The sequence below is a fragment of the uncultured Oscillibacter sp. genome (assembly GCF_900546705.1).
Taxonomy (GTDB): Bacteria; Bacillota; Clostridia; order Oscillospirales; family Oscillospiraceae; genus Oscillibacter.
The window spans coordinates 26,004-48,124 of sequence record NZ_URDP01000013.1; the positions used below are offsets into that span (position 1 = coordinate 26,004).

General features: G+C 58.4%; 20 protein-coding genes. 3 read left to right on the forward strand and 17 right to left on the reverse strand.

Annotation, left to right across the window (positions count from 1 at the left end):
• Nucleotides 1-9 precede the first annotated feature (9 nt).
• The 11 genes from QZS13_RS04450 to QZS13_RS04500 all read right to left on the reverse strand — a co-directional run bounded on the left by QZS13_RS04450 (nucleotide 10) and on the right by QZS13_RS04500 (nucleotide 12,823).
• Entirely contained in the window at nucleotides 10-1,746 is a 1,737-nt protein-coding gene (locus tag QZS13_RS04450) for a sigma-54-dependent Fis family transcriptional regulator (protein WP_295586011.1), read from the reverse strand.
• 278 nt (nucleotides 1,747-2,024) lie between these two features.
• The gene (locus tag QZS13_RS04455; protein ID WP_295586015.1) at nucleotides 2,025-3,527 is read right to left on the reverse strand and encodes a UxaA family hydrolase; all 1,503 of its coding nucleotides are present in this window, start codon (nucleotides 3,525-3,527) and stop codon (nucleotides 2,025-2,027) included.
• 14 nt (nucleotides 3,528-3,541) lie between these two features.
• A complete protein-coding gene (locus QZS13_RS04460; RefSeq protein WP_295586018.1) occupies nucleotides 3,542-4,525 on the reverse strand; it encodes a C-terminal binding protein in 984 nt (327 codons plus the stop codon).
• 70 nt (nucleotides 4,526-4,595) lie between these two features.
• Nucleotides 4,596-5,351 carry an SDR family oxidoreductase gene (locus QZS13_RS04465; protein ID WP_295586021.1) on the reverse strand — a complete coding sequence of 252 codons (756 nt, stop codon included), beginning with the start codon at nucleotides 5,349-5,351 and terminating at the stop codon, nucleotides 4,596-4,598.
• Nucleotides 5,352-5,357: 6 nt separating this feature from the next.
• Nucleotides 5,358-6,647: a TRAP transporter large permease gene (locus QZS13_RS04470; RefSeq protein ID WP_295586024.1), complete on the reverse strand. Its 1,290-nt coding sequence runs from the start codon at nucleotides 6,645-6,647 to the stop codon at nucleotides 5,358-5,360.
• On the reverse strand, nucleotides 6,644-7,126 hold the full coding sequence (locus tag QZS13_RS04475) for a TRAP transporter small permease (RefSeq protein ID WP_295586027.1): 483 nt from the start codon (nucleotides 7,124-7,126) through the stop codon (nucleotides 6,644-6,646). The genes QZS13_RS04470 and QZS13_RS04475 overlap by 4 nt, the downstream gene beginning before the upstream one ends.
• Nucleotides 7,127-7,194: 68 nt before the next feature.
• The gene (locus QZS13_RS04480) at nucleotides 7,195-8,241 is read right to left on the reverse strand and encodes a DctP family TRAP transporter solute-binding subunit (protein WP_295586031.1); all 1,047 of its coding nucleotides are present in this window, start codon (nucleotides 8,239-8,241) and stop codon (nucleotides 7,195-7,197) included.
• A gap of 56 nt (nucleotides 8,242-8,297) precedes the next feature.
• On the reverse strand, nucleotides 8,298-9,605 hold the full coding sequence (locus QZS13_RS04485) for an acetyl-CoA hydrolase/transferase family protein (RefSeq protein ID WP_295586035.1): 1,308 nt from the start codon (nucleotides 9,603-9,605) through the stop codon (nucleotides 8,298-8,300).
• Between the two features lie 66 nt (nucleotides 9,606-9,671).
• Nucleotides 9,672-10,451, reverse strand: a complete 780-nt coding sequence (locus tag QZS13_RS04490; RefSeq protein WP_295586039.1) for an acyl-CoA dehydratase activase — start codon at nucleotides 10,449-10,451, stop codon at nucleotides 9,672-9,674.
• Nucleotides 10,452-10,460: 9 nt separating this feature from the next.
• Nucleotides 10,461-11,588 (reverse strand): 2-hydroxyacyl-CoA dehydratase subunit D, encoded by a 1,128-nt coding sequence (locus QZS13_RS04495; protein WP_295586042.1) that lies wholly within the window; start codon nucleotides 11,586-11,588, stop codon nucleotides 10,461-10,463.
• On the reverse strand, nucleotides 11,585-12,823 hold the full coding sequence (locus tag QZS13_RS04500; RefSeq protein WP_295586045.1) for a 2-hydroxyacyl-CoA dehydratase subunit D: 1,239 nt from the start codon (nucleotides 12,821-12,823) through the stop codon (nucleotides 11,585-11,587). The genes QZS13_RS04495 and QZS13_RS04500 overlap by 4 nt, the downstream gene beginning before the upstream one ends.
• A 399-nt stretch (nucleotides 12,824-13,222) precedes the next feature.
• On the opposite strand from QZS13_RS04500, the gene QZS13_RS04505 reads away from it, so the two are divergent.
• From QZS13_RS04505 to QZS13_RS04515, 3 genes are all read left to right on the forward strand, one after another.
• Nucleotides 13,223-14,254 (forward strand): zinc-binding dehydrogenase, encoded by a 1,032-nt coding sequence (locus QZS13_RS04505; RefSeq protein WP_295586048.1) that lies wholly within the window; start codon nucleotides 13,223-13,225, stop codon nucleotides 14,252-14,254.
• A 39-nt stretch (nucleotides 14,255-14,293) separates the two neighbouring features.
• Nucleotides 14,294-14,725, forward strand: coding sequence for a 3-hydroxyacyl-ACP dehydratase FabZ (gene fabZ / locus QZS13_RS04510; protein ID WP_295586050.1), 432 nt, complete (start codon nucleotides 14,294-14,296; stop codon nucleotides 14,723-14,725).
• 137 nt (nucleotides 14,726-14,862) lie between these two features.
• Nucleotides 14,863-15,342, forward strand: a complete 480-nt coding sequence (locus QZS13_RS04515) for a gamma carbonic anhydrase family protein (RefSeq protein ID WP_295586053.1) — start codon at nucleotides 14,863-14,865, stop codon at nucleotides 15,340-15,342.
• A gap of 607 nt (nucleotides 15,343-15,949) precedes the next feature.
• Here QZS13_RS04515 and QZS13_RS04520 read toward each other — a convergent pair.
• From QZS13_RS04520 to QZS13_RS04545, 6 genes are all read right to left on the reverse strand, one after another.
• Entirely contained in the window at nucleotides 15,950-16,555 is a 606-nt protein-coding gene (locus QZS13_RS04520) for a DsbA family protein (protein WP_295586057.1), read from the reverse strand.
• A gap of 97 nt (nucleotides 16,556-16,652) precedes the next feature.
• Entirely contained in the window at nucleotides 16,653-17,777 is a 1,125-nt protein-coding gene (locus QZS13_RS04525) for a M20/M25/M40 family metallo-hydrolase (RefSeq protein ID WP_295586060.1), read from the reverse strand.
• A gap of 11 nt (nucleotides 17,778-17,788) precedes the next feature.
• On the reverse strand, nucleotides 17,789-18,679 hold the full coding sequence (locus tag QZS13_RS04530; protein WP_295586062.1) for a carbohydrate kinase family protein: 891 nt from the start codon (nucleotides 18,677-18,679) through the stop codon (nucleotides 17,789-17,791).
• A gap of 21 nt (nucleotides 18,680-18,700) precedes the next feature.
• On the reverse strand, nucleotides 18,701-20,095 hold the full coding sequence (locus QZS13_RS04535; RefSeq protein ID WP_295586065.1) for a 6-phospho-beta-glucosidase: 1,395 nt from the start codon (nucleotides 20,093-20,095) through the stop codon (nucleotides 18,701-18,703).
• Between the two features lie 20 nt (nucleotides 20,096-20,115).
• Nucleotides 20,116-21,171, reverse strand: coding sequence for an amidohydrolase family protein (locus QZS13_RS04540; protein WP_295586068.1), 1,056 nt, complete (start codon nucleotides 21,169-21,171; stop codon nucleotides 20,116-20,118).
• Nucleotides 21,172-21,210: 39 nt separating this feature from the next.
• Complete coding sequence (locus tag QZS13_RS04545) at nucleotides 21,211-22,059, reverse strand: carbohydrate ABC transporter permease (protein ID WP_295586071.1); 849 nt, start codon at nucleotides 22,057-22,059, stop codon at nucleotides 21,211-21,213.
• Between the last annotated feature and the right edge of the window lie 62 nt (nucleotides 22,060-22,121).

Here is a 22,121-nt window from a genome sequence, read left to right on the forward strand (position 1 = left end):
GTTCCTCGTTTAAGAAAGGCCATATCTCCGCATTTTCCGCACTACAGTGGACTGATCCACCCGGAGGTAGCGGGCCATTTCCCGGGTGGAGCCGCAGGTTTCCTTTGCCTGCTTCAAAAGCCGAATCTCCAGCTCCTCCACCGCCAGGTTGAGGTCCGTATCAGGCACCGGCTCGGTAACGGAGCCGGCATCCGCAGGGTCCGTCTGCTTTCCGTTGCACTGCTGGATGATCCACGGCACATCGCTGATCTGAAACTGGGTGTTTGCACTCATAATGACCATGCGTTCGATCACATTCCGCAGCTCCCGGACGTTCCCCTCCCAGTCATATTCTTCCAGCCGTTTGATGACCTCGGGCGTCATGGCCTTGTGCTGGTTGTATCTGTGATTGAAGATATTCAGGAAGTAGAGGCTCAGGGGCAGGATATCCTCCCGCCGCTGCCGCAGGGGCGGAACGGTAATGGAGACCACGTTCAGCCGGTAATAAAGGTCTTCGCGGAACGTGCCCTCCCGGACCATTTTGCTCAGATTGCGGTTGGTGGCGGCAATAAAACGCACATCGATGCTCTTGGATCGCACACCGCCCACCCGAGTCACTTGCTTCGTCTCCAAAACACGCAGGAGTTTCACTTGAAAAGACAGGGGCAATTCGCCCACCTCATCCAAAAACACCGTCCCGCCATTGGCCGCCTCCAGCAGCCCAATCTTCCCCGATACGGATGCGCCGGTAAACGCACCCTTCTCATAGCCGAACAGCTCGCTTTCCAGCAAGGCCTCCGGAATAGCGCCGCAGTTGATGGTCACCAGCGCGTGGTCTTGCCGAATGCTGCTGTTGTGTATTTTCCGGGCCACTTCTTCCTTCCCCACGCCAGACTCGCCTAAAATCAGCACTGTGGCGTCAAAGGGTCCTACCTGCTTGGCAAGAGAAAAGACCTTCTTGGTACTCTCGCTCACCGCCACGATCTGTTCTGTCCTCACGCCCGTCTCGTCGATCAGCGCCTCATAGTGCTGAAGCTCTCGGCTCTTTGCATTGAGCAGCTCCTCCCGAAGCTGAAAGATCTCCGTAATGTCGCGGGCATTGATCACAATCCGCTTGATATCTCCATTCTGGTCGAACACCGGCTTTCCGGTCACGATAATGTCCCGGCCGTCCTTGGTGATCTGGCGCTTGGAAACCGGCCGTTTTTCATCTCGCACCACAAAGGCCACCGAATTTTCCATCCATACGGGGTTGATAAGGGCACGCATATTGCGTCCTTCCAGCTGCTCCTTGGGAATGGCCGCCACCCGCTCATAGGAGCTGTTGAAAAACTGTACGTTTCCATCGCCGTCGGTTACAAGTATCCCGTCAAAAGACCCCTCCAGAATCTCCTCCATCTCGCTTGTCAGCTTCCACGCCGCCTCCAGCTCCGATTTGGATAAGAGTACCTCCTCCGATTCCATAATGATCAGTGCATATCCATACTGCCGTGTCTCTCCCCAGATGGAGATCACCCGATAGTGCACGGTTCCCTTATCCACCTGCATGGTAAACACCGCGTCTTCTTTCAGATTCCGCAAGTCGATGGTGTGGATCAGCGCCCGTATATCCACCACATCATGAAAGTTCAGCAGACGCCGCGCCGCCGGATTGGCAAATGTAATCTGATAGTCCTCTCCAAAAAAAACAATTCCATTGGAGGCATATTGCGCCAGTGTGAGCATGGCGGGAATTGGAAAGCAGTCCGGCATTTCTAAAGGCAACATAGCACAATCCTTTCATCTTGATGGAGTTTAGCGCTTGGAACGAGGCGTCCCCTTTCATAAACGCGCAGTATTATCGCTCATAAAGGCATGGTAAATTTTACAATTTTCATAACCTATATGACATCAGAACTGTTCTGATCGTCTCATTTTAGCATGAAACGGTACGTTCTTCAAGAAAATCGCTCCGCCCTCCCCACCCAGGCGCTCCCCGCCGGGCAGGCAGGGAAGGGCGGTCCTTTGCCGCCGCCCTTCCCTGCAGATGTGCGTCTGCGCTGCCGTCACAGGGTGACGCCGTCCCGCAGAATCCCCATCTGGTAATACCGGTTTTCCTCATTGCGGGTGTGGTAGTCGCCGTTGCAGGTGTCCAGCACAGCCTGATACAACGCGTCCGTCAGCGCCTCCAGTGCCTCCTGTGAGGTCTGCTCCAGCAGCACGCCCGCATCAAAGTCGATCCATCCGCTCTTTCTGCGGGCAAGCACGCTGTTGGACGAGAGGCGGAACGTGGGGCCCGCAAACCCGCAGGGCGTTCCCCGCCCGGTGGTAAAAATGGTGAGCACCGCGCCGGCGGCGATCTGTCCGGTCACGCCGGTGAGGTCGTTGCCCGGGCCGGACACCAGCACAAAGCCGTGCTCTGTCGCCCGCTGGCCATACTCCAAAACCTCCGTCACCGCGCAGCGCCCTCCCTTTTGAATGCAGCCCAGGGATTTTTCCTCAATAGTGGAAAGGCCGCCGGCCTTGTTGCCCTGGGTGGGATTGTCACTTACCTTTTCTCCGTAGCGGCGGAAGTAGTCGCTGTAATCGCGGATCATGCCCACCACCGCGTCAAAAATTTTCTCGTTGGCCGCCCGGTTCATCAAAAGGTGTTCCGCGCCGAACATCTCCGGAACTTCGGTCATGTTGACAGTAGCTCCCTGCCGCACCAGCCGCTCTGTCAGCCGGCCCACCAGCTTGTTGGCGGTGATGCCGGAAAAGCCATCGGAGCCGCCGCAGTTGACCGCCACATGAAGCTCGCTCAGATTCACTGGCTCTCTGCGGTCCTGCTCGATTTCCTCCATCAGCTCCCCGCACAGCCGCAGGCCGTCGGCAAATTCGTCCTCGCTTTCCTGCAAAACCAGGAACTTGACCCGCTTTTCGTCCACATAGTCCATGTATTTGCGCAGCGTGGCCAGGTCGTTGATCTCACATCCCAGGCTGATGACCAGCACGCCGCCGAAATTGGCGTTGCGGATGACACCCGCCAGAGTCTTGGCGGTCATGGCCAGATCCCGGCCCGTCTGGCTGCACCCGTAGGGATGGGTCAGGGGCAGTACGCCGTCAAAATGGTCGTTGCCGGGGTAGCGCTCCTTTACCATATCCGCCAGCTTCTGGAGCGGTCCGTTGGCACAGAACACCGACGGGATGATGGCCAGGTGGTTCCGGATACCCACGCCGCCGTCGCTGCGGCGGTAGCCCAGAAAGGTCTGCTCCGTACGCCCGGGATAGACTGCCTCCCCGTCCGGAACATAGGTATAGCTCCGGCTCCCGTTGGCCATCGTGGCCACATTGTGGTCGTGCACATAGCCGCCTTTCAAAATGGGTGCCGATGCCACGCCGATCCGGTTGCCATATTTCACGACCCGGCCTCCGGCGGGGATGTCCTCCAGGGCGATCTTATGCCCGTTGGGAATGTTCTCCAGAGCGGTGATGCGCTGTCCGTCCACCTCCACGGTCTCCAGGGCCTTTACATCCCGCAGCGCCACGGCAACATTGTCCGCGGCGTAAATTCTGATGAAATCCTTCATGACTACGCTCCTTTTCAAGATGGAAACACATACTCGGCCACTTCTTCGTTGACCAGGCACTCCGGCCGCCGCCCCTCCAGAACGGCACGCACCTGCTGGGCTGCCTTTCGCTGCAGCAATCGCTGGGACGAGGGGGAATACCATGCGGCGTGGGGCGTGAGCAGCACCTGCTCCATTTGCCGCAGCGGGCTTTCCAGCGGCAGTGGCTCTTCTTCAAAAACATCCAGTGCGGCATAGGCCAGATGGCCGGACCGCAGCGCCGCCGTAAGGTCCTCCTCACACAGTACAGACCCTCTGGCCACATTCACCAGGCAGGCGCCCATCTTCATTCTCTGAAAGACCGCCCGGTTGAAAAGATGGTAGTTTTCCGGGGTTCCGGGCGTATGGATGCAGAGGTAATCCGCCTGTGCGATGACCCGGTCAAAGGGCTGCTTCACCCCGCCCGCGGCCGCGATCTCCTCCGCGCCTGCACGGCTGGTCACCTGGATCTCCCGGCAAAAGGGCCGCATTTTCTGCATGACCCGCCGGGCGATCTTTCCAAATCCCACGATCCCCAACACCCCCTGCCGAAGATCCGGCAGAGATCTTGCCGCATGATAGTCATAGATTCCCCGCCGGATATTCCGGTCGTGGAGCGGCAGCCCCCGAGACAGCGCCAGCAGCATGGCGCAGGCGTGGTCGGAAACCTCCTCCGTGCAGTAATCCGTCACGTTGGTCACGCAGATCCGCCGCTCGGTGGCTGCCAGGAGATCCACCCCGTCGGTGCCCGTGGCATATTTGGCAAGGACGCGGCAGCGGTCCATGGAGCGGATTATGGGAGCCGTTAGCTTCGCCCACTGAAAAAGCACACCGTCCGCATCCCGGAGCGATCGCGCCAGAACGCTCTCATTCCGGACATTCAGCTTGACGATCTCGCAGCCAATGGGTTCCAGGATCTCTTGTTCCGCCGCGAAGTCCTCATAGTCACTGTCCGTAATGACAATCTTATAGTGATTCAACACACATCTCCTCCCGCTGAACAAAACGGCTGACGAAACCGAGGAAACCTCCGTTTCGTCAGCCGTGTGCTTATCTTCCCAGGAAGCCGCCGTCTACCGGCAGCACTACGCCGGAGAGATAATCCGACGCGGGCGACGCCAAAAACAGCAGTGCTCCTGCCAGATCTTCCGGATTTCCCCACCGCCCAGCAGGAATCCGGCTCAGGATCTCCTGATTGCGCACAGGGTCCGCCCGGATGGCAGCCGTATTGTCCGTAGCCAGGTATCCGGGCGCCAGTGCATTGACCTGGACGCCCCGTGCAGCCCAGTCGTTGGACAGAGCCTTTGTGATCTGCGCGATGCCGCCTTTGGAAGCCGCATAGGCCGGAACATGGTGGCCGCCGAAGAAACTGAGCATAGATGCGATATTGATGATCTTTCCGCTGCCCTGCGCCAGCATCTCCCGGCCCGCCAGTTGGGCCATCTGAAACGCCGACGTCAGGTTCACGCGGATCAGCTGCTCAAACTCCTCCATGGGAAAGTCCTCGCAGGGATAGCGGACCTGCGTCCCCGCATTGTTGACCAGGATATCCACACCGCCAAGAAATTCCAGTGCCTCTCGGAAGCAGCGTTCCACCGCCGCACCGTCCCGGAAGTCCCCGATGAACCCGCGGACCTTGTCGGAAGGTCCGATCCGCTCCGCCGCTTTATGGATGCTTGTTCCGCTGCCGGTAATCGCCACCGTGCAGCCGGCTTCATACAGTGTTTTGGCAAGGGTGAAGCCAATGCCGCGGCTCCCTCCGGTGACGATGGCCCGCTTGCCGGAAATATCAAAAAGATGGTTCATGGCACTTTATTCAATCATGCCCAGCGCGGTGGGAATGGCCTCCGTGATGGCAGGGACATAGGTGATAAGCAGCAGGCTGATGAACATGACCCCAATGAACGGAACGATCGCTTTGCAAAGATCCGTGAATTTGGTCTTTGTCATGCCGGAAGCCACAAACAGGTTCACGCCCACCGGCGGCGTAATAAAGCCGATGGCCATGTTGGTGACCATAATGAGGCCGAAGTGGATAATACCGATGCCGTAGGCCTGGGCCACAGGGTAGAGAATGGGGGAGAGGATGAGGATTGCGGGGGTGGTATCCATAATGCAGCCCACCACCAGCAGCAATAGGTTGATCAGCAGCAAAATAACGATCTTGCTGTCCGTCAGGGAGGTCATGCCTCTCATAATGGTGTCGGGAACGCGCTCCAGCGCCAGGATCTTACCCAGCACGGTGCCCGTACCGACCATGATCAGCACAGTGCCCACTGTTTCTGCAGAGCTGACCAGGGCATTGTAGAGCTTGGCCCAATTCAGCTCACGATAGATGAGCGTGCCCGCCAGCAAGCCGTACACACAGGCGATGACTGCTGCCTCGGTGGGAGTGAAAAAGCCGCCGTAAATACCGCCGAGAATGATAACAGGGACCAGCAGGGCCCAGATGGCACTGCGGAACTCCTTCAATAGTCTTGCAAAGGAGAAGTTCTCGCCGGTGCCCTTATAGCCGCGCTTTTTGGCAATGATCACACTCAGGACGCACAGGCCGCCGCCCAGCACGATGGCCGGACCGAAGCCGCCCATAAACAGCGTGCCTACGGACGCGCCGGTGGAAACGCCGTACAGCACCATGGGGATGCTGGGAGGTACGATGACACCCAGGCAGCCGGAGGCCGCGATCAGAGCCACGGAAAAGGACTTGTCATAGCCGTGCTCCACCATAGCGGGCACCATGACCGCGCCGATGGCCGCCACGGTGGCAGGACCAGAGCCGGAAATGGCGCCGAAGAACATGCAGGTGATGACCGTAACGATGGCAAATCCGCCGGTGACGTGGCCCACTGCCGCCGCGCCCAGATTGGCAAGCCGTTTGCTCAGGCCGCCGCCCTCCATGAGGGCGCCCGCCAGAACGAAGAAGGGGATGGCCATCAGGGGGAACGAATCCACGGCCGTGAACATGTTGGACGCCAGGTAGGTCATGGGCTGCGGGCTGCACAAGCCCAGATAAAGCGCCACGGACATGCCTACGGATACGCCGATGGGCACTTTGAGCAGCAGCAGGATGAAGAAAGAACCAAATAAAATCAAATTTGTCATAGGACATCAATCTCCTTTTTCCGCTCTTTGAAGCGGGCAATGGTGTCCTGGATCAGGCGAATCACCATGAGCGCGCTGCCCACCAGAACAGAACTGTACGGAATGGACATGGGCATCCGAATCGCCGGAGACAGCTGTGTGGTCACGCGCTGCACCACAAAAAAGCTGTAATAGGTCAAGATCACAGCGAAAATCAGGAAAACCACATTGGAGATGATGTTCAGGACAAACTTCCCGCGCTCTTTCAGAAAAAGATCCAGCAGCTCCACACTGATGTGCTTGCGCTTACGGATGGCACTGGCGCAGCCGATGTAGATCAGCCAGATGAACATATACCGTCCGATCTCCTCCGTCCAGGAAAGCGGAAGCCCCAGCAGACGCAGAACGATCTGCAGGAAGATCACGATGGTCATGACGGCAAGCAGCACCGCGCAGAGGATCTCCTCCAAATGCTTATCAATGAATGAGATTATTTTCATAACTTCCCTTTCTCCTCAGGTCTTTCCGGAGCGGCAGCCTTCTGCCGCCCCGGAACCCGCTTCCAGCTTCAGTTGGCCGCGTTCACTTCCTCGGCCTTGGCCAAAACCGTCTCCAAAGACACGGTGGGGGAGTAGTTCTCCTTGAAGAAGTCATAGCAGCCGGCAGTGGCTTCCTTAAAGGCTTCACGCTGCTCATCAGTCAGGAACGTGATCTCACAGCCGCCGTCCTCGATGGTCTTGATATACTCAGCTTCCATCTCGATAGACTTTTCACGGTTGACCTCCACCGCCGCCTTGGCAGCCTGATCCACCACCTCCCGCAAGTCCTCAGGCAGGCTCTGATAGAAATCATCATTGATGGAGTAGCAGGTAATGTCGAAGGTGTGGCTCAAATCGGTCAGGTACTTCTGGACCTCATAAAAGGCATTGGTGGCGGTGATGGCATAGGGGTTGTCCTGGCCGTCCACCGTGCCCTGCTGCAGGGCGGTATACAGCTCGCTGAAGGACATGGGCATGGGGTTGGCGCCCATCTCGGTAAACATTTCGATGTACAGGGGAGATTCCATGACCCGGATCTTCAGGCCCTTCATATCATCGGGCGTCACAACGGGATGCTTGGAGTTGGTCAGCTGGCGGATGCCGTTTTCAAAATAGCCGACGATCCGGATGCCGGTCTGCTCGCAGATGGCGTCGGAGATCTGCTGGCCCACTTCACTGTCGAAGAAATCATAGGCAGCCTCGCGGTTTTTGAACAGGAAAGGCAGACCCACGCTCATCAGTTCCTCTGTAAAGCTGGCATACATGGACTGGCTGGTCTCGCACATCTGCAGCTCGCCGGCCTGCACGGCTTCCACCAGCTCACGGCTGCCGCCCAGCGTATTGTTCACATAGGTCTCCACTTGGATGCGGCCGCCGGAAAGCTCCTCGGCCACCCGCTCAAACTCCATCATGCCCTGAGAAATCGGGTGCTCTTCGGGAACTGTGCCGCCGGCAGTGATGGTGTAGACCGTATCGTCGTCCGCGGGGGACTCGCTGCCCTTTTCACCGCAGGCAGCCAAAGACATTCCCATCGCCAGAGCCAGGAACAGAGCCGCAAATTTACGAACGTGCTTCATACCTAATTTCTCCTTTTAGATAAATTTTCATTTTTTGAGGATTACGTCGAATTATGTCAAATGCCGGACTTCTTATACAACTCAAAGAAGTCCCGCTCCAGCCCCTCCCGGAACTGCGGAGCCGCGATGCTGATGAGCGCCTTTGCCCGGTCCCGCAGGCACTTGCCGAACAAATCGGCAACGCCGTACTCCGTCACCACATAGAAAATGTCGTTCCTGGGCGTGGCCACCGGGGTGCCGGCCTGCATGCGGGCCACGATCCGGGAGATGGTGCCCTTCTTGGCCGTGGCGGGCAGCGCGATGATGGGCTTGCCGCCCTTGGACAGCGCCGCACCGCGGATGAAGTCCAGCTGGCCGCCGATACCGGAGAAAATGGTCATGCCCATGGAGTCCGCGGCCACCTGGCCGGTCAGATCCACCTCGATGGCGGAGTTGATGGCCACCATATTGTCGTTTTGGGCAATGACACCCACGTGGTTGGTGTAGTCCACGGGATACAGCGTCACCATATCGTTGTTGTCTACAAAATCGTACAGGTCCCGGGTGCCCTGGATAAAGGTGGAAACAATCTTTCCTGTATTGATGGTTTTTCTGGAGCCGTTGATAATGCCCTTTTCAATCAGGGGAAGCAGATTGTCGGAGAACACCTCCGTGTGAATGCCCAGGTCCTTCTTATCCCCCAGACACTTGAGGATGGCGTTGGGGATCTTGCCCTGGCCCATTTGCAGCGTGGCGCCGTCGTCGATTAGGGCGGCAATGTTTGCGCCGATTTTGTCCACCACAGGATCGCTGCTGTCGATGAGGGGCAGCTCGTACAGAGGGGTATCCGCTTCCACGAAATAGTCCAGTTCCGTAACATGGACCTTGGTATCGCCGCAGGTGCGGGGCATATTGCGGTTCACCTGGACAATTTTCAGCTTGGCCGCCTCCACGCAGGCACGGGCCATATCCACAGAAAGGCCGAAGCTGCAATAGCCGTCTTCATCAGGCGGGGTGACCTGTCCCAGATACACGTCGCAGGGAATCGCACCGGTGCGGACCGCCCGAGGCTGCAGCGAAAATGCCATGGGCGTAAACTCACCGCGCCCGTTTTGAATGCACTCTCGGTTCTTTGCCCCCAAAAACACAGAGCTGACCTTGAAGCTGCCCGCATACTCAGGCTGCGCATACTTGGCGGCGCCGATGTTCAGCCCCTGCCAGATCCGTACGTCTCTCAGCTCATCCTTGCGTTTGAGCAGCGCGTCAAACAGATACTCCGGTTCGGAAGCAGCGTGGGAAGGGACCACCCAATCTCCGGATTTGATGTGAGAAACGGCTTCTTCCGCAGAAACCAGCCTCTCCCTGTAATACTCTCTCCAATTCATCTTCGGTCTTCCTCTCATCTTTTATTTTCGCTTTCACTGGACCGGGATCCAGCAGATAGAACCGCTTCAGCGGGTCTTGTGATACTGCTCATGTGCCAGGACCGCGGCCCCGATAGCGCCGACCGCCTGGCAATCCGGAGCTGCCGCAACCGGATGCCCCAGTTCCTGGGACAGGATCTCCACCATGGTCTCATTCAGAGCCACGCCGCCGCTCATGGCAATCACATCCTCGATCCCCACCCGGCCGCAAAGGCCGGCCACCCGCTTTGCAACAGACCGCAACGCACCGCGCGCAACGTCATTGGGGTGTTTTCCCTGGGAAAGCTGGGAGATCGCCTCGCTCTCTGCAAACACCGTGCAGACACTGCTGATGGAAACATCTTCGGTAGATTGAGCTGCCAAGCAGCTTAGCTCCTGGATGCCGCAGCCCAAAACCCGCGCCATTACCTCCAAAAAGCGGCCGGTACCCGCAGCGCACTTTTCATTCATGGCAAAATTCTGTACGTTTCCGCATTTATCCATTCGAATAACCTTGGAGTCCTGTCCACCGATGTCCACCACCGTGCGGACCTGCGGCATCAGAAAGTGGATGCCCTTTGCATGGCAGGTGATCTCCGTGATCTGCTTATCCGCACCCTCATAAAGCAGCCGGCCGTACCCGGTGGCCACGGAATAGCGGATCTGACCCGCGGAGATTCCAGCCTGTGTATACAGCTCGTCCAGTGCAGTTCGGATCCCCTGGGTGCCTGTTCCCAGGTTTACCACCCGGGTCCCGACTACCTCTTTGTTCTCGTTGATCAGCGCCGCTTTGGAGGAGGAAGAACCGATATCGATTCCTAAATACATAGTCCCTCCTCAGCCCAGCATCTCCGCAAAACTCTGGATGCGGGTCCCAATCTGACCAAAGCTGTCCATCTGCTGTTCGACCTCCAGATACAAGTGCGGGATCTTTGCTTCCTCCAGTTCCGCTTTGTAAATGGGGTAATCAAACTCATCCGGGTCACAGAACTTCATCAGCAGCGTCACCACGGCGTCCGCATGGTACTTTTCCACCTGATCGATGAGCATCTGTCCGCGGGTCTTTTCCTTTTCATAGAGGAAGGGACAGCCCCGCTGGTCCACAATCCGCCACACCATTTTGGAAAGTGCGTCACCGTCAGGTCGGGCGGGGGTGCGGAACTGACGGCTCTCCTGGGCCAGATCATCGGCTACGATAGCCACATCATTTTCTACCAGCAGATCCAGCACCCCCACAGGCTCGGCGGTCAGGCCGGTGGCCACCACACGCACGGAACAACTCTCCTCGGGCATGTGCTTGAGTGCTTCGGTCAGCTCCCGGATCTTGCCGGTATAGTCCTTTTTGTCCGTAAACCACGCCGCCTTGATGACCAAGTGCCGCACCCGGGCGTTGATGGTCTTGGGATGGGAGGCGGCGGCTTCACAAAACTCGCGCATGGCACCGCGCCAGTCTTCATACAGGGCAAAGGCCTCCTCCAGTGCCTCATCCCGCACCGGCCGGCCGCCGATCTCCTCCAGCTCCCGGCGGACCCGGCTGAACTCATCCCTGAGGTACTGCTCTCCTGCGGCGATACCGCGGTTTTGCGGATACACCACCGGGATGACGGGGACCTGCGGAACCGCCACCTTCCAGTTTTCGCAGATGCATTTCAGCGTGTCGCAAAGCGTGGGCAGCAAAACGGCCTTCAGCCGATTGTAGACCCCCCGCATGCCGTATTCGATATTGGCGCGCATGATGGAACAGCAAAATCCCTGGAGATAGCGATCCGCCAGCTTGATCTCAGTGCTTCCGCCCCACATGCCCACAGGAAGAAAACCGGCCGCATAGACCAACTCCTCCGGCGTATAGATCGGGAAACATCCCACGGCCTCTTTCCCGGTGGCTTTGCAGCTTTCCGCAATCGTGCGGGCGGGATGCAGCGCCTGTTCGCAAAGGACATCGATGATTTTCTGTGCGCTGTTCATCGCAGGTCACCTCTCTGCTTTTTGATTTTGTTCTCTTCCATCATCTCCACCAGTGCCTGAATCCGCGTTTCATACTGCGCCTGGGAGAAAATGCGGGGATCTGTCTGATCGCCGTCAAACACCACGGACGGAATGCCGGTGGCCGCTTCGATCCGCCGCTGGACCTCATACTGCCGGAAGTCCATCAGCTTGCAGCTGCGGTTGGAGTGATACACAATGCCATCAAGGTCAAAGTCGCGCACCAGCTTGATCACGTTGCCTGTACCGTAATCCAGGTTACGGTTGGCGTAGTTGGCGCTGTATGCGCGGGCCATACCGTCCAGATCATTCTTTTCATAGACGATGGTCCAGGATTCTGGATAGGTGCTGGTCACCATATTGATGCCATACTTTTTCAGTGTCTTATAGGTGACGCCCAGGTGCGGCCAACAGGCGATGCCGTCCCACATGATGCGGTACTTCTCTTCTCCCTCTTTCCAGGGGCCCTTTCCCAGCCTGGCTTTTTCCGCCATCTCATCATGCCACAGCTTGAAAAGATCCCGGGTAGACTCCTTGCCTCTGGCGCAGACGATCATGGCCATGTAGTTGAACATGTCAAAGCCATTGAGCGGAGACGGATGATTTCTGCCCAGGTCCGTCGCCCGGCGCCACCAAAGCGCGCTCTCCGTGGAAACCTTCATAACCTCGCCGAATTTGTCGTAGTCGAACTTTTTTCCGGTAATCTCCACCAGCTGTTCAATGGCATGCTCGATCTGGCCGCGCATGTACTTGATGCTGTGATCCGGGACATCAAAGGTGTGGTTGAACGGCATGTCAAACATCACCAAAGGGACGTGCAGGGTTTTTGCCAGGTTTTCGTACCACTTGATGACCGTATTGCAGATATTGCTGCAGCAGAAAATCAGATCCGGCAGGGGAATGTTCTCCGCCTCTGAAAACTGAATATCCACATAACCCATATTGACGCGGGCATACGAGCAGATATCGGTGGAGTATCCCTTGGCCTCAGCATCTGCGATAAACCGCGGCGCATCCTTCCGCGCCCCGATGGCTGCTGCATGGTTTTCAGGATACACAACATCGATATCCAGGGTCTCCAGCAGTTCCTGGGGACAGATGGAAGTCGCCCAGGCAACCAGCCTGCCCTCTTTTTTTGCCTGCATCGCGCCGGCATAATGCTCTGCCTGCAGCTTTGCAAGAAGTTCTTTAGATGTCAGCTTATGCTCGTTTTCCATCATTGGCATTTCCTCACCTTCCCGGTTGGATTGGATGGCAGAAGAACGATTGGACGTTCTCATTCCCTTGTCCCGTCTATGTGAGCAATTTTTGTGCCAAAATTCGACATATACGAGTTCAAATATTTTCAATATTTTTGTGCATATATGACAATCACAAAGAAATTTCTCTACAGATCGATGCCGTTTTGCATCAAGCGATGCGCACTTGATTCAATTTTTCCGCATCGCACCCACGTCCGCCCGTGGTGCCGGTCAATTCTGATGCGAAAAACGCCAATTATATCTATAGCGGAAGAGCAATCCCTGCCGTTTTACGAAAAAATGACCGGCTATCGCGTTTTTGGCACGCGATTTGCTTTAATTCAAAATGAAAATACCCTATGAGGAGATGTAGCTATGAGAGCAAGCATGTACGAGGGAAATCACACATTTGGTCTCCACGACTATACCCCGGCTCCTCCTGGAGCACAGGAGGTGCAGGTGGACATATCCTACTGCGGGATCTGCGGTTCCGATCTGCATGTGCTGCACGGAGATTATGACTATCGGTTTTCTCAGCTGCCCCGCGCCATCGGGCACGAGTGCTCCGGCGTCATTTCCGCTGTAGGCTCGGATGTGACCGATTGGCGCATCGGCGACCGCGTGGTGATCTGCCCCCTGGACTATTGCGGAATCTGCGTTGCCTGCAGTACCGGAGACCACAACTGCTGTGCGCACCTGAATTTTATGGGGCTGGATTCTGCCGGCGCCATGTGCAACCGCTGGACGGTCCATCAGCGGACACTGCATCGGCTTCCGGATTCCATCAGTCTGCTGCACGGAGCTCTGGTGGAGCCCATGGCGGTGTGCTTCCACGCACTGCGCAGGTCCCGCTCCCGGGCAGGGGAGTTGGCCGTGGTCATCGGCTGCGGTCCCATCGGTCTGATGACCGCTCTGGTGGCCCGCCACCTGGGGCTGCGGGTGGTGATCTCCGAATTGAACGAAGCCCGCATCGCACTTGCGCAGAAGCTGGGATTCACCGTGGTAAATCCCACACAGGAAGATCTTCCGGCATTTGTGCTTGACCAAACCGGCGGCACCGGCGCCGACGCTGTATTTGAAGTGACCGGAACCCAGGCCGGCCTCGATACAGCGGTGGATCTGATCCACCCCCACTCCCGCATCGTGCTGGTAGCCGCTTACCCGCACCCCATGCAGCTTCAGCTTCAAAAATTGTTCATGCGGGAAGTGGATTTGACCATGACCCGGAATTATAACGAATCCGACTTTGAAGACGCCATTGGCATGATGTCTCACGCCTCCATCAACTTTGATCTCTTCATTACCGAAGTCCTGCCCTTGAGCCGGGTCCAGGAGGGGATGGAGCTGTGTGACTCTCACTCCGGCAACATCGTCAAGGTTCTGATTGACTGCCAAAAGGAATTCTGACTCCCCCACATAGTTTGATGATCGAAAGGAGAATCCCCTATGAAACTGGATCACGAGGCCGTACAGGCCATCATTCCCCATCGCGACCCCATGCTGCTGGTAGACACGGCGGAAGAGCTGGAGCCCGGTGTACAGATCATTGCTTCTTTTTATGTGGACCCCCAGCGAGAGATCTTCAAGGGCCATTTCCCCAACGACCCCGTCCTGCCCGGCGTATACTCCGTGGAATCCATGGCGCAGACCGCAGACCTCCTTCTGCTCTCCATGCCCCGCTACGCCGGAAAGACGCCGCTCTTTCTGGGCATTGACAAGGTCAGCTTTCGCAGAAAGATTCTGCCCGGTGATACGCTGGAGATCCACGCGGCAATGGCCTCCGAACGCCCGGAGAAAGCCATCGCCACCTGTTCGGCGGAGATCTATGTCCGCGGTGAGCTGGCAGCCACCGGCCAGGTGACCCTGGCCATGCGCTGAGGCCTCCGGGACTGCCGCAGACTCTACCCAAGGCCAATCCCGCCCCAGGGCGCATCCACAGCCGGCTTTCTCCCATTTTCCCAAGGCAGACCGCCAGTTCTATTGCTTGTATCCATTTTTGTATCACGGAGGTCAACATGAATTTTAATGAAACCTTTTCAGGGCTGCTGGTGACGGAAGACGCCATCATCCGCGGTGCCGTATTGCTGGGGCAAGGTGTCAGCGTCTGGTATCACGCGAAAATCAACGGCACAGACGGCGAAGTATCAGTGGGCGACCACACTAACATCCAGGATCATGTGCAAATCATCGGGCCGGTCAAAATCGGACAGGCCTGTACCATCGGCCACGGTGCAGTACTCCGGGGCTGCTTCGTGGGCGACCACACGCTCATCGGTATCGGCGCCGTGATCCCGGAGAACGTCCACATCGGAAATCACTGCATCATCGGCGCCGCCGCTTGTCTTGCGCCGGGAACCCAGATCCCGGACGGCATGATGGCTCTGGGAAACCCCGCCAGAGTCGTCCGTCCCCTGACCCAGGCAGATATCGAGGAAAATCAGGCGTATATCCATAAGTACGATCTGAACATCCAGCGATACCTGCGGGGAAAATGAGCTCTTTCCGTCACCCGCCAATAAAACCCAAAACCATATGATGCGGCCAGGTGACTCAATCCATAAAACAGAGCATAATAAAAAGCCCCCTGTTGTAGGATAACGGAAACTACTACAGGGGGCTCTTTATGTATAAACCAAACCGATGGATGGAATCACAGCTCTCCTATAAAAGTAAAGTTTATCTGATCGGCACTCCGCTCCGCCGCCACGGACCACGCATGCTGTCCGCAAGGTTGCCCCAGCAGGGGACGGGGCATACAGGTCCTCCCACAGATTGCGTACCCGCGGGAAAAATTGATCGTGTCCGGCTGCTTCTCCCGGCAGCCTCCATTTCCCGGTTCTCCACATTTTCCACGGAATTATCAACATATTGTGTTTTGGATGTTCTCTGCACGCCGAATATAGTAGGATTCTGAGAGATCGTGACGTTCCGACGCAGGCAGGCCCGCTCCTCCGGCTCCGGGAGCCACCGACGGAAGGCCCATGTATCCCCGGACTACGAGGGGTATCACTGGGCGGAGATGGCCGCATGCAGCCGCAGCGTGCACGATCCGCCCTCCGGCGGAGCGCGCCCATCCTTTACGGATAAAAAGGGGGGACGCTTTTACGCGTCCTCCTTTTCCGTCTCCTCCAGCCATCGCTGCAGCGTCTCTACATCGGGTACAAATCCCTCCAGACGGTGCTCACCGCACACCAGCGTGGGCACCATGCGGATCTCCAGCCCCTCCGCCGTCGCGTCCGTGTCCCGCTCCACCGCCTGGGCATAAATTCCGTCCTCCAGGGCCCGCCGCAGCGCCGCCGCGTCCAGCCCCACGTCCTGGGCCAGGGTACACAGCACCTCCACGTCTCCAATGTCCCGCTCCTCCTGGAAATAGGCCCGGAACACCCGCTTATAGAACCTGTCGCCTGCGCCCTGCTCCCGGGCGAAGTACCACCCCTGGAAGGCAAGGTCCGTATAGGGCCGGGGACTCACCCGGGGCGGCAGGTGCATGTCCACGCCCAATGCCGCGCAGGCAGGGGCCAGGGTCTGGGCATACCGGGCCCGGCGTTCCGGATCGGCTGCCACATCCACCGGTTCCTGGCCCCGCCGGGTCAGCTGATAAGGGGCATAACGCACCGCGGGATGCTCCGGCAGACGCTCCATCAGCGCCTCCAGCCAATAGCAGTAGGGGCATACAAAATCAGAAACCACCGTAATCTCCTGTGCCATAGAAATACTCCTTTCTCACCGGCGGTCCGTGCCGCCGTCTGAATGAACGCAGCCCGCCCGGTGTTTGCCGGGCGGGCTGCGTTATGGTTTTGCACTCTTACGTCCGGCTGAGGATCAGGTCCGCCGTCAGCTCCGCCACCGCCGCCAGTTCCTTTACAGAGGTATACTCCCCGCAGGAATGGCACCGATGCATGGCCGAAGGCAGCACCACACCGGTGATGCCGTGGGCCGAGAGCACGTTGTTGTCGCTGCCGCCGAAAGTATCCACTGCCGCCGTCTCATAGCCCCGGGACCGGCAGACGGCAAAATACCGCTGCACCACCGGTGCATCCTCCTTCACCCGGTAAGCCCGGATGAAACACCGGTCTGTAAAGTCCAGCACCGCGCCGCTTTCTGTGCACGCCCGTTCAAACGCCTGCCGCACCAGCTCCATCTGCTCCAGAGCCCGCTGGTGGCTCATGCTGCGGATTTCTCCCCGGACCGTACACGTCTCCGGCACGATATTGGTGCCGCTGCCGCCTTCCACCATGCCGAAATTCACGGTGGTATCCGGCGCCACCCGCCCGCTCCGGACACCGGTCACAGCCCGGGCCGCAGTCACCAGCGCGCTGATGCCCGCCTCCGGCGCAAACCCCGCGTGGGACGCCCTGCCGGTTACACGGGCAGTAAAATCCAGAATGGTGGGCGCTGCGGTCACCGCCTGTCCAAGCGGCCCCTCGTAATCGAGCACATAGGCCTCCCGGGAACGGATCCTGGAAAAATCAAAGGCGGAAGCCCCCACGCAGTAAGTCTCCTCCGAGGCGGAAAAGAGCACCTCGACAGGGCGGTGGGAAAGGCCGCTGTCCCTCAGAGCCTCCAGTACCTCCAAGATGACCGCCACCGCCGCCAGGTCATCGGCGCCCAGCACCGTATCCCCGGCGCTGCGGATGGTGCCGTCAGCTTCCCGGACAGCCCGTTTGCCCTGCCAGGGTGCCACCGTGTCCATATGGCCGCACAGCAGCAGGGGAGGGAGATCCAGCGTGCCGGGAAGAAAGCCGTAAAGATTGCCGCTGGTACCGCCGATCTTCTCCCCGGCATCGTCCTCCTCCACGCAAAGCCCCAGCGCCCGGAGCCGTTCCGTCAGCACATCGGCCATTTGCCGCTCCCCGTAGGAGGGACTGTCAATGGCCACCAGCGACATGAATGTGTCTGCCAGCCGCTCCGGCCGGATCGTAAGTTCCATGGTGCGCCTCCTTACAGGTATTCCTGAATCAGGGACGGCGTAATTTTCGTGCCGAAGCACCCCACCGCCGTAATGGAAACCCCTGCGAAGATATTGCCCAGACGCACGCACTCGCCCAGGGGCCGGTCCTGCAAAAGTCCGTAAATCACACCGGTGAGGAAGTTGTCCCCGGCGCCGGTGGTATCCACCGCCGGGAATTCCTCGATGGCCGGGGCATAGCGGATACCGCCGTCCTCCCAATAGGCACAGCCCCGGCTGCCCAGCGTCACCACGGGGCAGGGGGTATACCGGGCCAGAAAGCGGACGGCCTCCTCCACATCGTCCGTGCCTGCCAGCTTCATGGCCTCTTTGTCATTGGGCGTGTAGACATCAATATAGGGCAGAAATGACTTGAAATCGTCAATGGACAGATCGTCGCTCCAGCCGTTGTCGTACACCACCTTCACGCCCTGGTTGTGCAGCCGCCGGGTCACCTCCGGATGCCCCACCGGCGCAAACACCACCCGGGCGTCCTGCAAAAAGCGGTAGACGGTCTCCGGGTCCAGGGAGCTCTCGTAGACCCCCTGATTGTGAGACAAAAAGCCCCGGTCGTGGGCCCAGGAAAACACACTGGTGACCACCTCGGGGTCCGGGCAGTCAGTCTCAAAGACGTCGTAGCTGGAAAACCCCCGCTGGGCCAGCAGCTGCCGGCAAAGCTGGCTGACAGTGCTGCGGCCCAGGAACGTCCCCAGCCGTACCCGGCAGCCCAGCTGCTCCAGCACAATGGGGTAGACCATGGGGCCGCCCCCCAGCTGCATGGTAAACTGCCGGGCAAATACCTCTTCTCCCGGCTGGGGCAGACGGTCGAAGTCCTTGAAGATCAAGTCCAGATTCATTTGGGCAAAGGTCTTGAAGTCGTACATACGCATCGCTCCGGTCTTTCCTTAGTTTGGGGCCTGTTCGTTCATGTGAATAAAGTCCGCGTACTGACGGAAGAAAATGTCCGTCAGCTTCTGCGCCAGTTCAAAGTCATTGACCAGCGGGTGCAGGGCCAGACCCTTGATTGCCGCGTCAGGGTCGTTTTCCAGTACCGCCCGGATGGTGCAGCGTTCAAAGTACTTGAGCCGCTTGATCTGCTGGAGCTGGAACTCGTCGATGGCGCCGATGTGGACGGGATGGGCCCCGTCGCTGCGGATGTCGCAGGTGATCTCCACCACATCGTCGTCCGCCAGGCCCTCGATGGCGCCCGCATTGGGCACGGAGAGCACCATGCGGCATGCCTCGCCCTCCGTGATGGCCCGGATGAACCGCAGCGCCACGGCGGCGTAACCTCCCTCATCGGGAGTGGAGAGGAACTCCTCCACCGAGGGTGCCTTCCAGACTTTCTCACGGCAGGCGCCGCTCTCCACGGAAAAGTAGGCGTTCTCCCGCTTGCCGTAGGCGGTCATGTAGAGATTGAAGGCCTTCTCAAAGTCCCGGGGCAGCTCCAGCCGGGAGAGCTGCTGTTCCAATTCCCGGTTGATGAGATAAATCATCTCACCCCGGGGGTGCTCTGCCTTTTGAATCATGGACAGGGACTTTTCCCGCCGGTAGTAGAAATAGAGGTACTCGTTGAGCATGCACTCGCCGCTGATACGGGCCATTTCCCGGGTAAACAGGCGCATCTCTGAGTGCTGGTAGGTGCGGGGATTGTTCAAAAGCTCTTGCTGTACGTCCCGGCCGTGAAGCCGGGCATTGCGGAACCAGGAGAGGTGGTTGAGTCCATAGCACTCAATGTCCAGCTCCCCGTAGGGCACGCCCAGGATCTCCTCCAGCTGCCGGATAAATCCGCTGGGGGCGTCGCAGATGCCGTAGACGTTGTCGAACCCCCGGGAGCGCAGAGCCTGGGTGATGATGCCGCTGGGATTGGTAAAATTGAAAATCAGATGGCCGGGATGGGCCACCTCCCGGGCCAGGGTGCAGTAGTACACCAGCGTGGGAATGGACCGCAGCGCCATGGCAAAGCCGCCGGCGCCGGTGGTCTCCTGACCCAGCACGCCGTGGGCAAGGCACGTCTGTTCATCGAACAGCCGGCCCTCGTCTCCGCCGGCGCGGATGGTGGTGATGATGTAGTCCACATCCCGCAGGGCGGCCCGGGCGTCGTCTGTCACCCAAAACCGGACGGACGGGTCCAGCCGCCGGGCCAGCTCCTTGGAGATCTCGCCGTAGGTACGCAGTTTTTCCCGGTTGTTGTCCATGAGGACAATCTCATCCACCCGGATGTCCCCGGCCGCCTTTACCAGGGACTTGGTCAAAAACGCGGAGCGGGCTCCGGCTCCGCCGATCACACAAAGTTTCACGAAAACGCTCTCCTCCGCCCTTACCGGAACTTGGCAATCTCCGATTTGAGATAGTCGATGGTGTCACAGAGTATCTGATGGTGCTCCCCTGCGGGAACGCGGTCATACAGGGTATCCGCGTACGCCAGCACCATGTCCACGTTGATCTTCTTGTCGGTGCGGCGGATGAACTTGTGGTAGTTGTTGAAGTAGATGTCCCGCAGAGTCTGCTCCGGCAGATCCAGTCCCACGCAGTTTTCCTCGAAGGCCACAAAGGGCTCGTCGGTCTCCATCACCCTCCGCAGGCAGGTGACCGTCTCTCTCCAGTGGTCGGAGAAGGTGTCCGTACCGAAGAGAATCTTGTGGGAGTAAGCGTCAAAGAAGTGGCGCCAGTAATCCCGGTCCTTGGCGAAGTTCTCAAACATCTCCCAGCCGGGGGTGATGTCGAAGAACAGATTGGGATAGCGGTCCAGCATCTCCGCACACAGCCCCGGCTGGTCGGAGATGAAGAAGAAGTGGGGGATGCACAGGTTCAGGTTGGGATGCTTGCGCAAAAAGCCGAACGTCTCCTCGTCGATCTGGAACTTGTGGGGGAAGCGGCCGTCGCCATAGAAGAAATTCTTTTCCACCGCCCACTGGGGCAGGCGGTCCCGGTACCAGAACTCGATGGGGTCGTTGATGTGGTACAAAATGGGGAACTGGGTCCGCTGGGCGTAGTCAAACATCTTGTCGTAGTTGGGCGCGTCCAGCGGCAGGTTCTGCCGCAGCCGCACACCGGGCTTTCCGTCCAGCATTTTGATGCCGTCAAAGCCGGCCTGATCGAACCACCGGATCTGCTCAAGCAGGTTATCCGCGTCAGGCACCTCATTGCCGTTGTAGTGGAAGGAGCCGAATGCCTGGCAGCGTCCCTTTTCCCGGAGCTTGACCAGCGCGCACAGCAGGTTCTGGGTCAGGGCAAAGGGGCTGTCGATGACGGTGCAGGCCAGAAACGTCCAGTTGGTATAGCCGCACTCGTCCACCATGGCGATGCACTCGTCTATGTCCTTGGGATCAAAGAGGTGAATATGGACGTCGTTGATGGGGTACCGGTAAAACATGGGCTCACGTTCCTTTCCGTATGTCAATATCCGCAGGGCTCATCCCTTGATGCCGCTGTGGGCAATGCCCTCCACAAACTGCCGCTGGAAAATGACGAACAGCACAATCAGCGGCAGCACGGCAATCACGCCGCCGGCCATGACCTGCTCATAGTAGGTGGTATGCTCGCCGATGAGCATGGCCAGGCCCGCCGCCAGCGTCATCTTGCTGGCCTGGGAGTTGTTGATCAGAGGCCACATCAGGTCCTTCCAGGTGTTCAGCATGCCCAAAATGGCCAACGTGGTCAGTCCGGGCTTGACCAGAGGCAGCAGCACGTTCCAGTAGATGCGGAAGTAGCTGCACCCGTCGATGCGGGCCGCCTCATCCAGCTCTCTAGGAATGGTGGAGAAAAACTGGCGCATCAAAAACACGCCGAAGATGTTGAACAGTCCCGGCAGCACCAGGCCCACCAGCGTATTGGTCAGGTTCAGCGCCACCATCAGTTTGAAGCGGGGGAGAATGAAGATCTGTCCGGGCACCATCATCAGCGCCAGCATGCCCAGAAACAGTACGTTTTTCCCGGGAAAGCGCAGCCGGTCGAAGGCGTAGGCGCAGATGGTGACAATCAGCATCTGGCCCACGATCATCATGATGGTGACCAGGATGGTGTTCAGATAAAGCTGGGGAAAGTTCAGCTTTTCCGAGACGATGGAGTAGTTGACCCACTGGGGAATTTCCGGCAGGAACTTCATGGGAATCTGGATGGTTTCCTCGTAGGTCTTGATGGACGTGAGGAACATCCACACAAAGGGCCCGAAAGCCAGAAACGACGCGGCGATCAGGATCACGTGGGTCACAGCCCGGGAAAGCGGGGTCTCTCCGCCGAGACGGGACTTTCTCTTATTCATGCTCGCACCTCCTATTACAATATATTTACGGTTCAAGGCACGGCAGCCAGCCGTGTCTTTTT

What these genes read in the sequence shown, in the direction of transcription:
- QZS13_RS04450 (WP_295586011.1), bottom strand. Translation starts at nt 1,746, where the DNA reads ATGTTGCCTTTAGAAATGCCGGACTGCTTTCCAATTCCCGCCATGCTC.
- QZS13_RS04455 (WP_295586015.1), bottom strand. Translation starts at nt 3,527, where the DNA reads ATGAAGGATTTCATCAGAATTTACGCCGCGGACAATGTTGCCGTGGCG.
- QZS13_RS04465 (WP_295586021.1), bottom strand. Translation starts at nt 5,351, where the DNA reads ATGAACCATCTTTTTGATATTTCCGGCAAGCGGGCCATCGTCACCGGA.
- QZS13_RS04470 (WP_295586024.1), bottom strand. Translation starts at nt 6,647, where the DNA reads ATGACAAATTTGATTTTATTTGGTTCTTTCTTCATCCTGCTGCTGCTC.
- QZS13_RS04475 (WP_295586027.1), bottom strand. Translation starts at nt 7,126, where the DNA reads ATGAAAATAATCTCATTCATTGATAAGCATTTGGAGGAGATCCTCTGC.
- QZS13_RS04480 (WP_295586031.1), bottom strand. Translation starts at nt 8,241, where the DNA reads ATGAAGCACGTTCGTAAATTTGCGGCTCTGTTCCTGGCTCTGGCGATG.
- QZS13_RS04485 (WP_295586035.1), bottom strand. Translation starts at nt 9,605, where the DNA reads ATGAATTGGAGAGAGTATTACAGGGAGAGGCTGGTTTCTGCGGAAGAA.
- QZS13_RS04490 (WP_295586039.1), bottom strand. Translation starts at nt 10,451, where the DNA reads ATGTATTTAGGAATCGATATCGGTTCTTCCTCCTCCAAAGCGGCGCTG.
- QZS13_RS04495 (WP_295586042.1), bottom strand. Translation starts at nt 11,588, where the DNA reads ATGAACAGCGCACAGAAAATCATCGATGTCCTTTGCGAACAGGCGCTG.
- QZS13_RS04500 (WP_295586045.1), bottom strand. Translation starts at nt 12,823, where the DNA reads ATGGAAAACGAGCATAAGCTGACATCTAAAGAACTTCTTGCAAAGCTG.
- QZS13_RS04505 (WP_295586048.1), top strand. Translation starts at nt 13,223, where the DNA reads ATGAGAGCAAGCATGTACGAGGGAAATCACACATTTGGTCTCCACGAC.
- fabZ (WP_295586050.1), top strand. Translation starts at nt 14,294, where the DNA reads ATGAAACTGGATCACGAGGCCGTACAGGCCATCATTCCCCATCGCGAC.
- QZS13_RS04515 (WP_295586053.1), top strand. Translation starts at nt 14,863, where the DNA reads ATGAATTTTAATGAAACCTTTTCAGGGCTGCTGGTGACGGAAGACGCC.
- QZS13_RS04520 (WP_295586057.1), bottom strand. Translation starts at nt 16,555, where the DNA reads ATGGCACAGGAGATTACGGTGGTTTCTGATTTTGTATGCCCCTACTGC.
- QZS13_RS04525 (WP_295586060.1), bottom strand. Translation starts at nt 17,777, where the DNA reads ATGGAACTTACGATCCGGCCGGAGCGGCTGGCAGACACATTCATGTCG.
- QZS13_RS04530 (WP_295586062.1), bottom strand. Translation starts at nt 18,679, where the DNA reads ATGTACGACTTCAAGACCTTTGCCCAAATGAATCTGGACTTGATCTTC.
- QZS13_RS04540 (WP_295586068.1), bottom strand. Translation starts at nt 21,171, where the DNA reads ATGTTTTACCGGTACCCCATCAACGACGTCCATATTCACCTCTTTGAT.
- QZS13_RS04545 (WP_295586071.1), bottom strand. Translation starts at nt 22,059, where the DNA reads ATGAATAAGAGAAAGTCCCGTCTCGGCGGAGAGACCCCGCTTTCCCGG.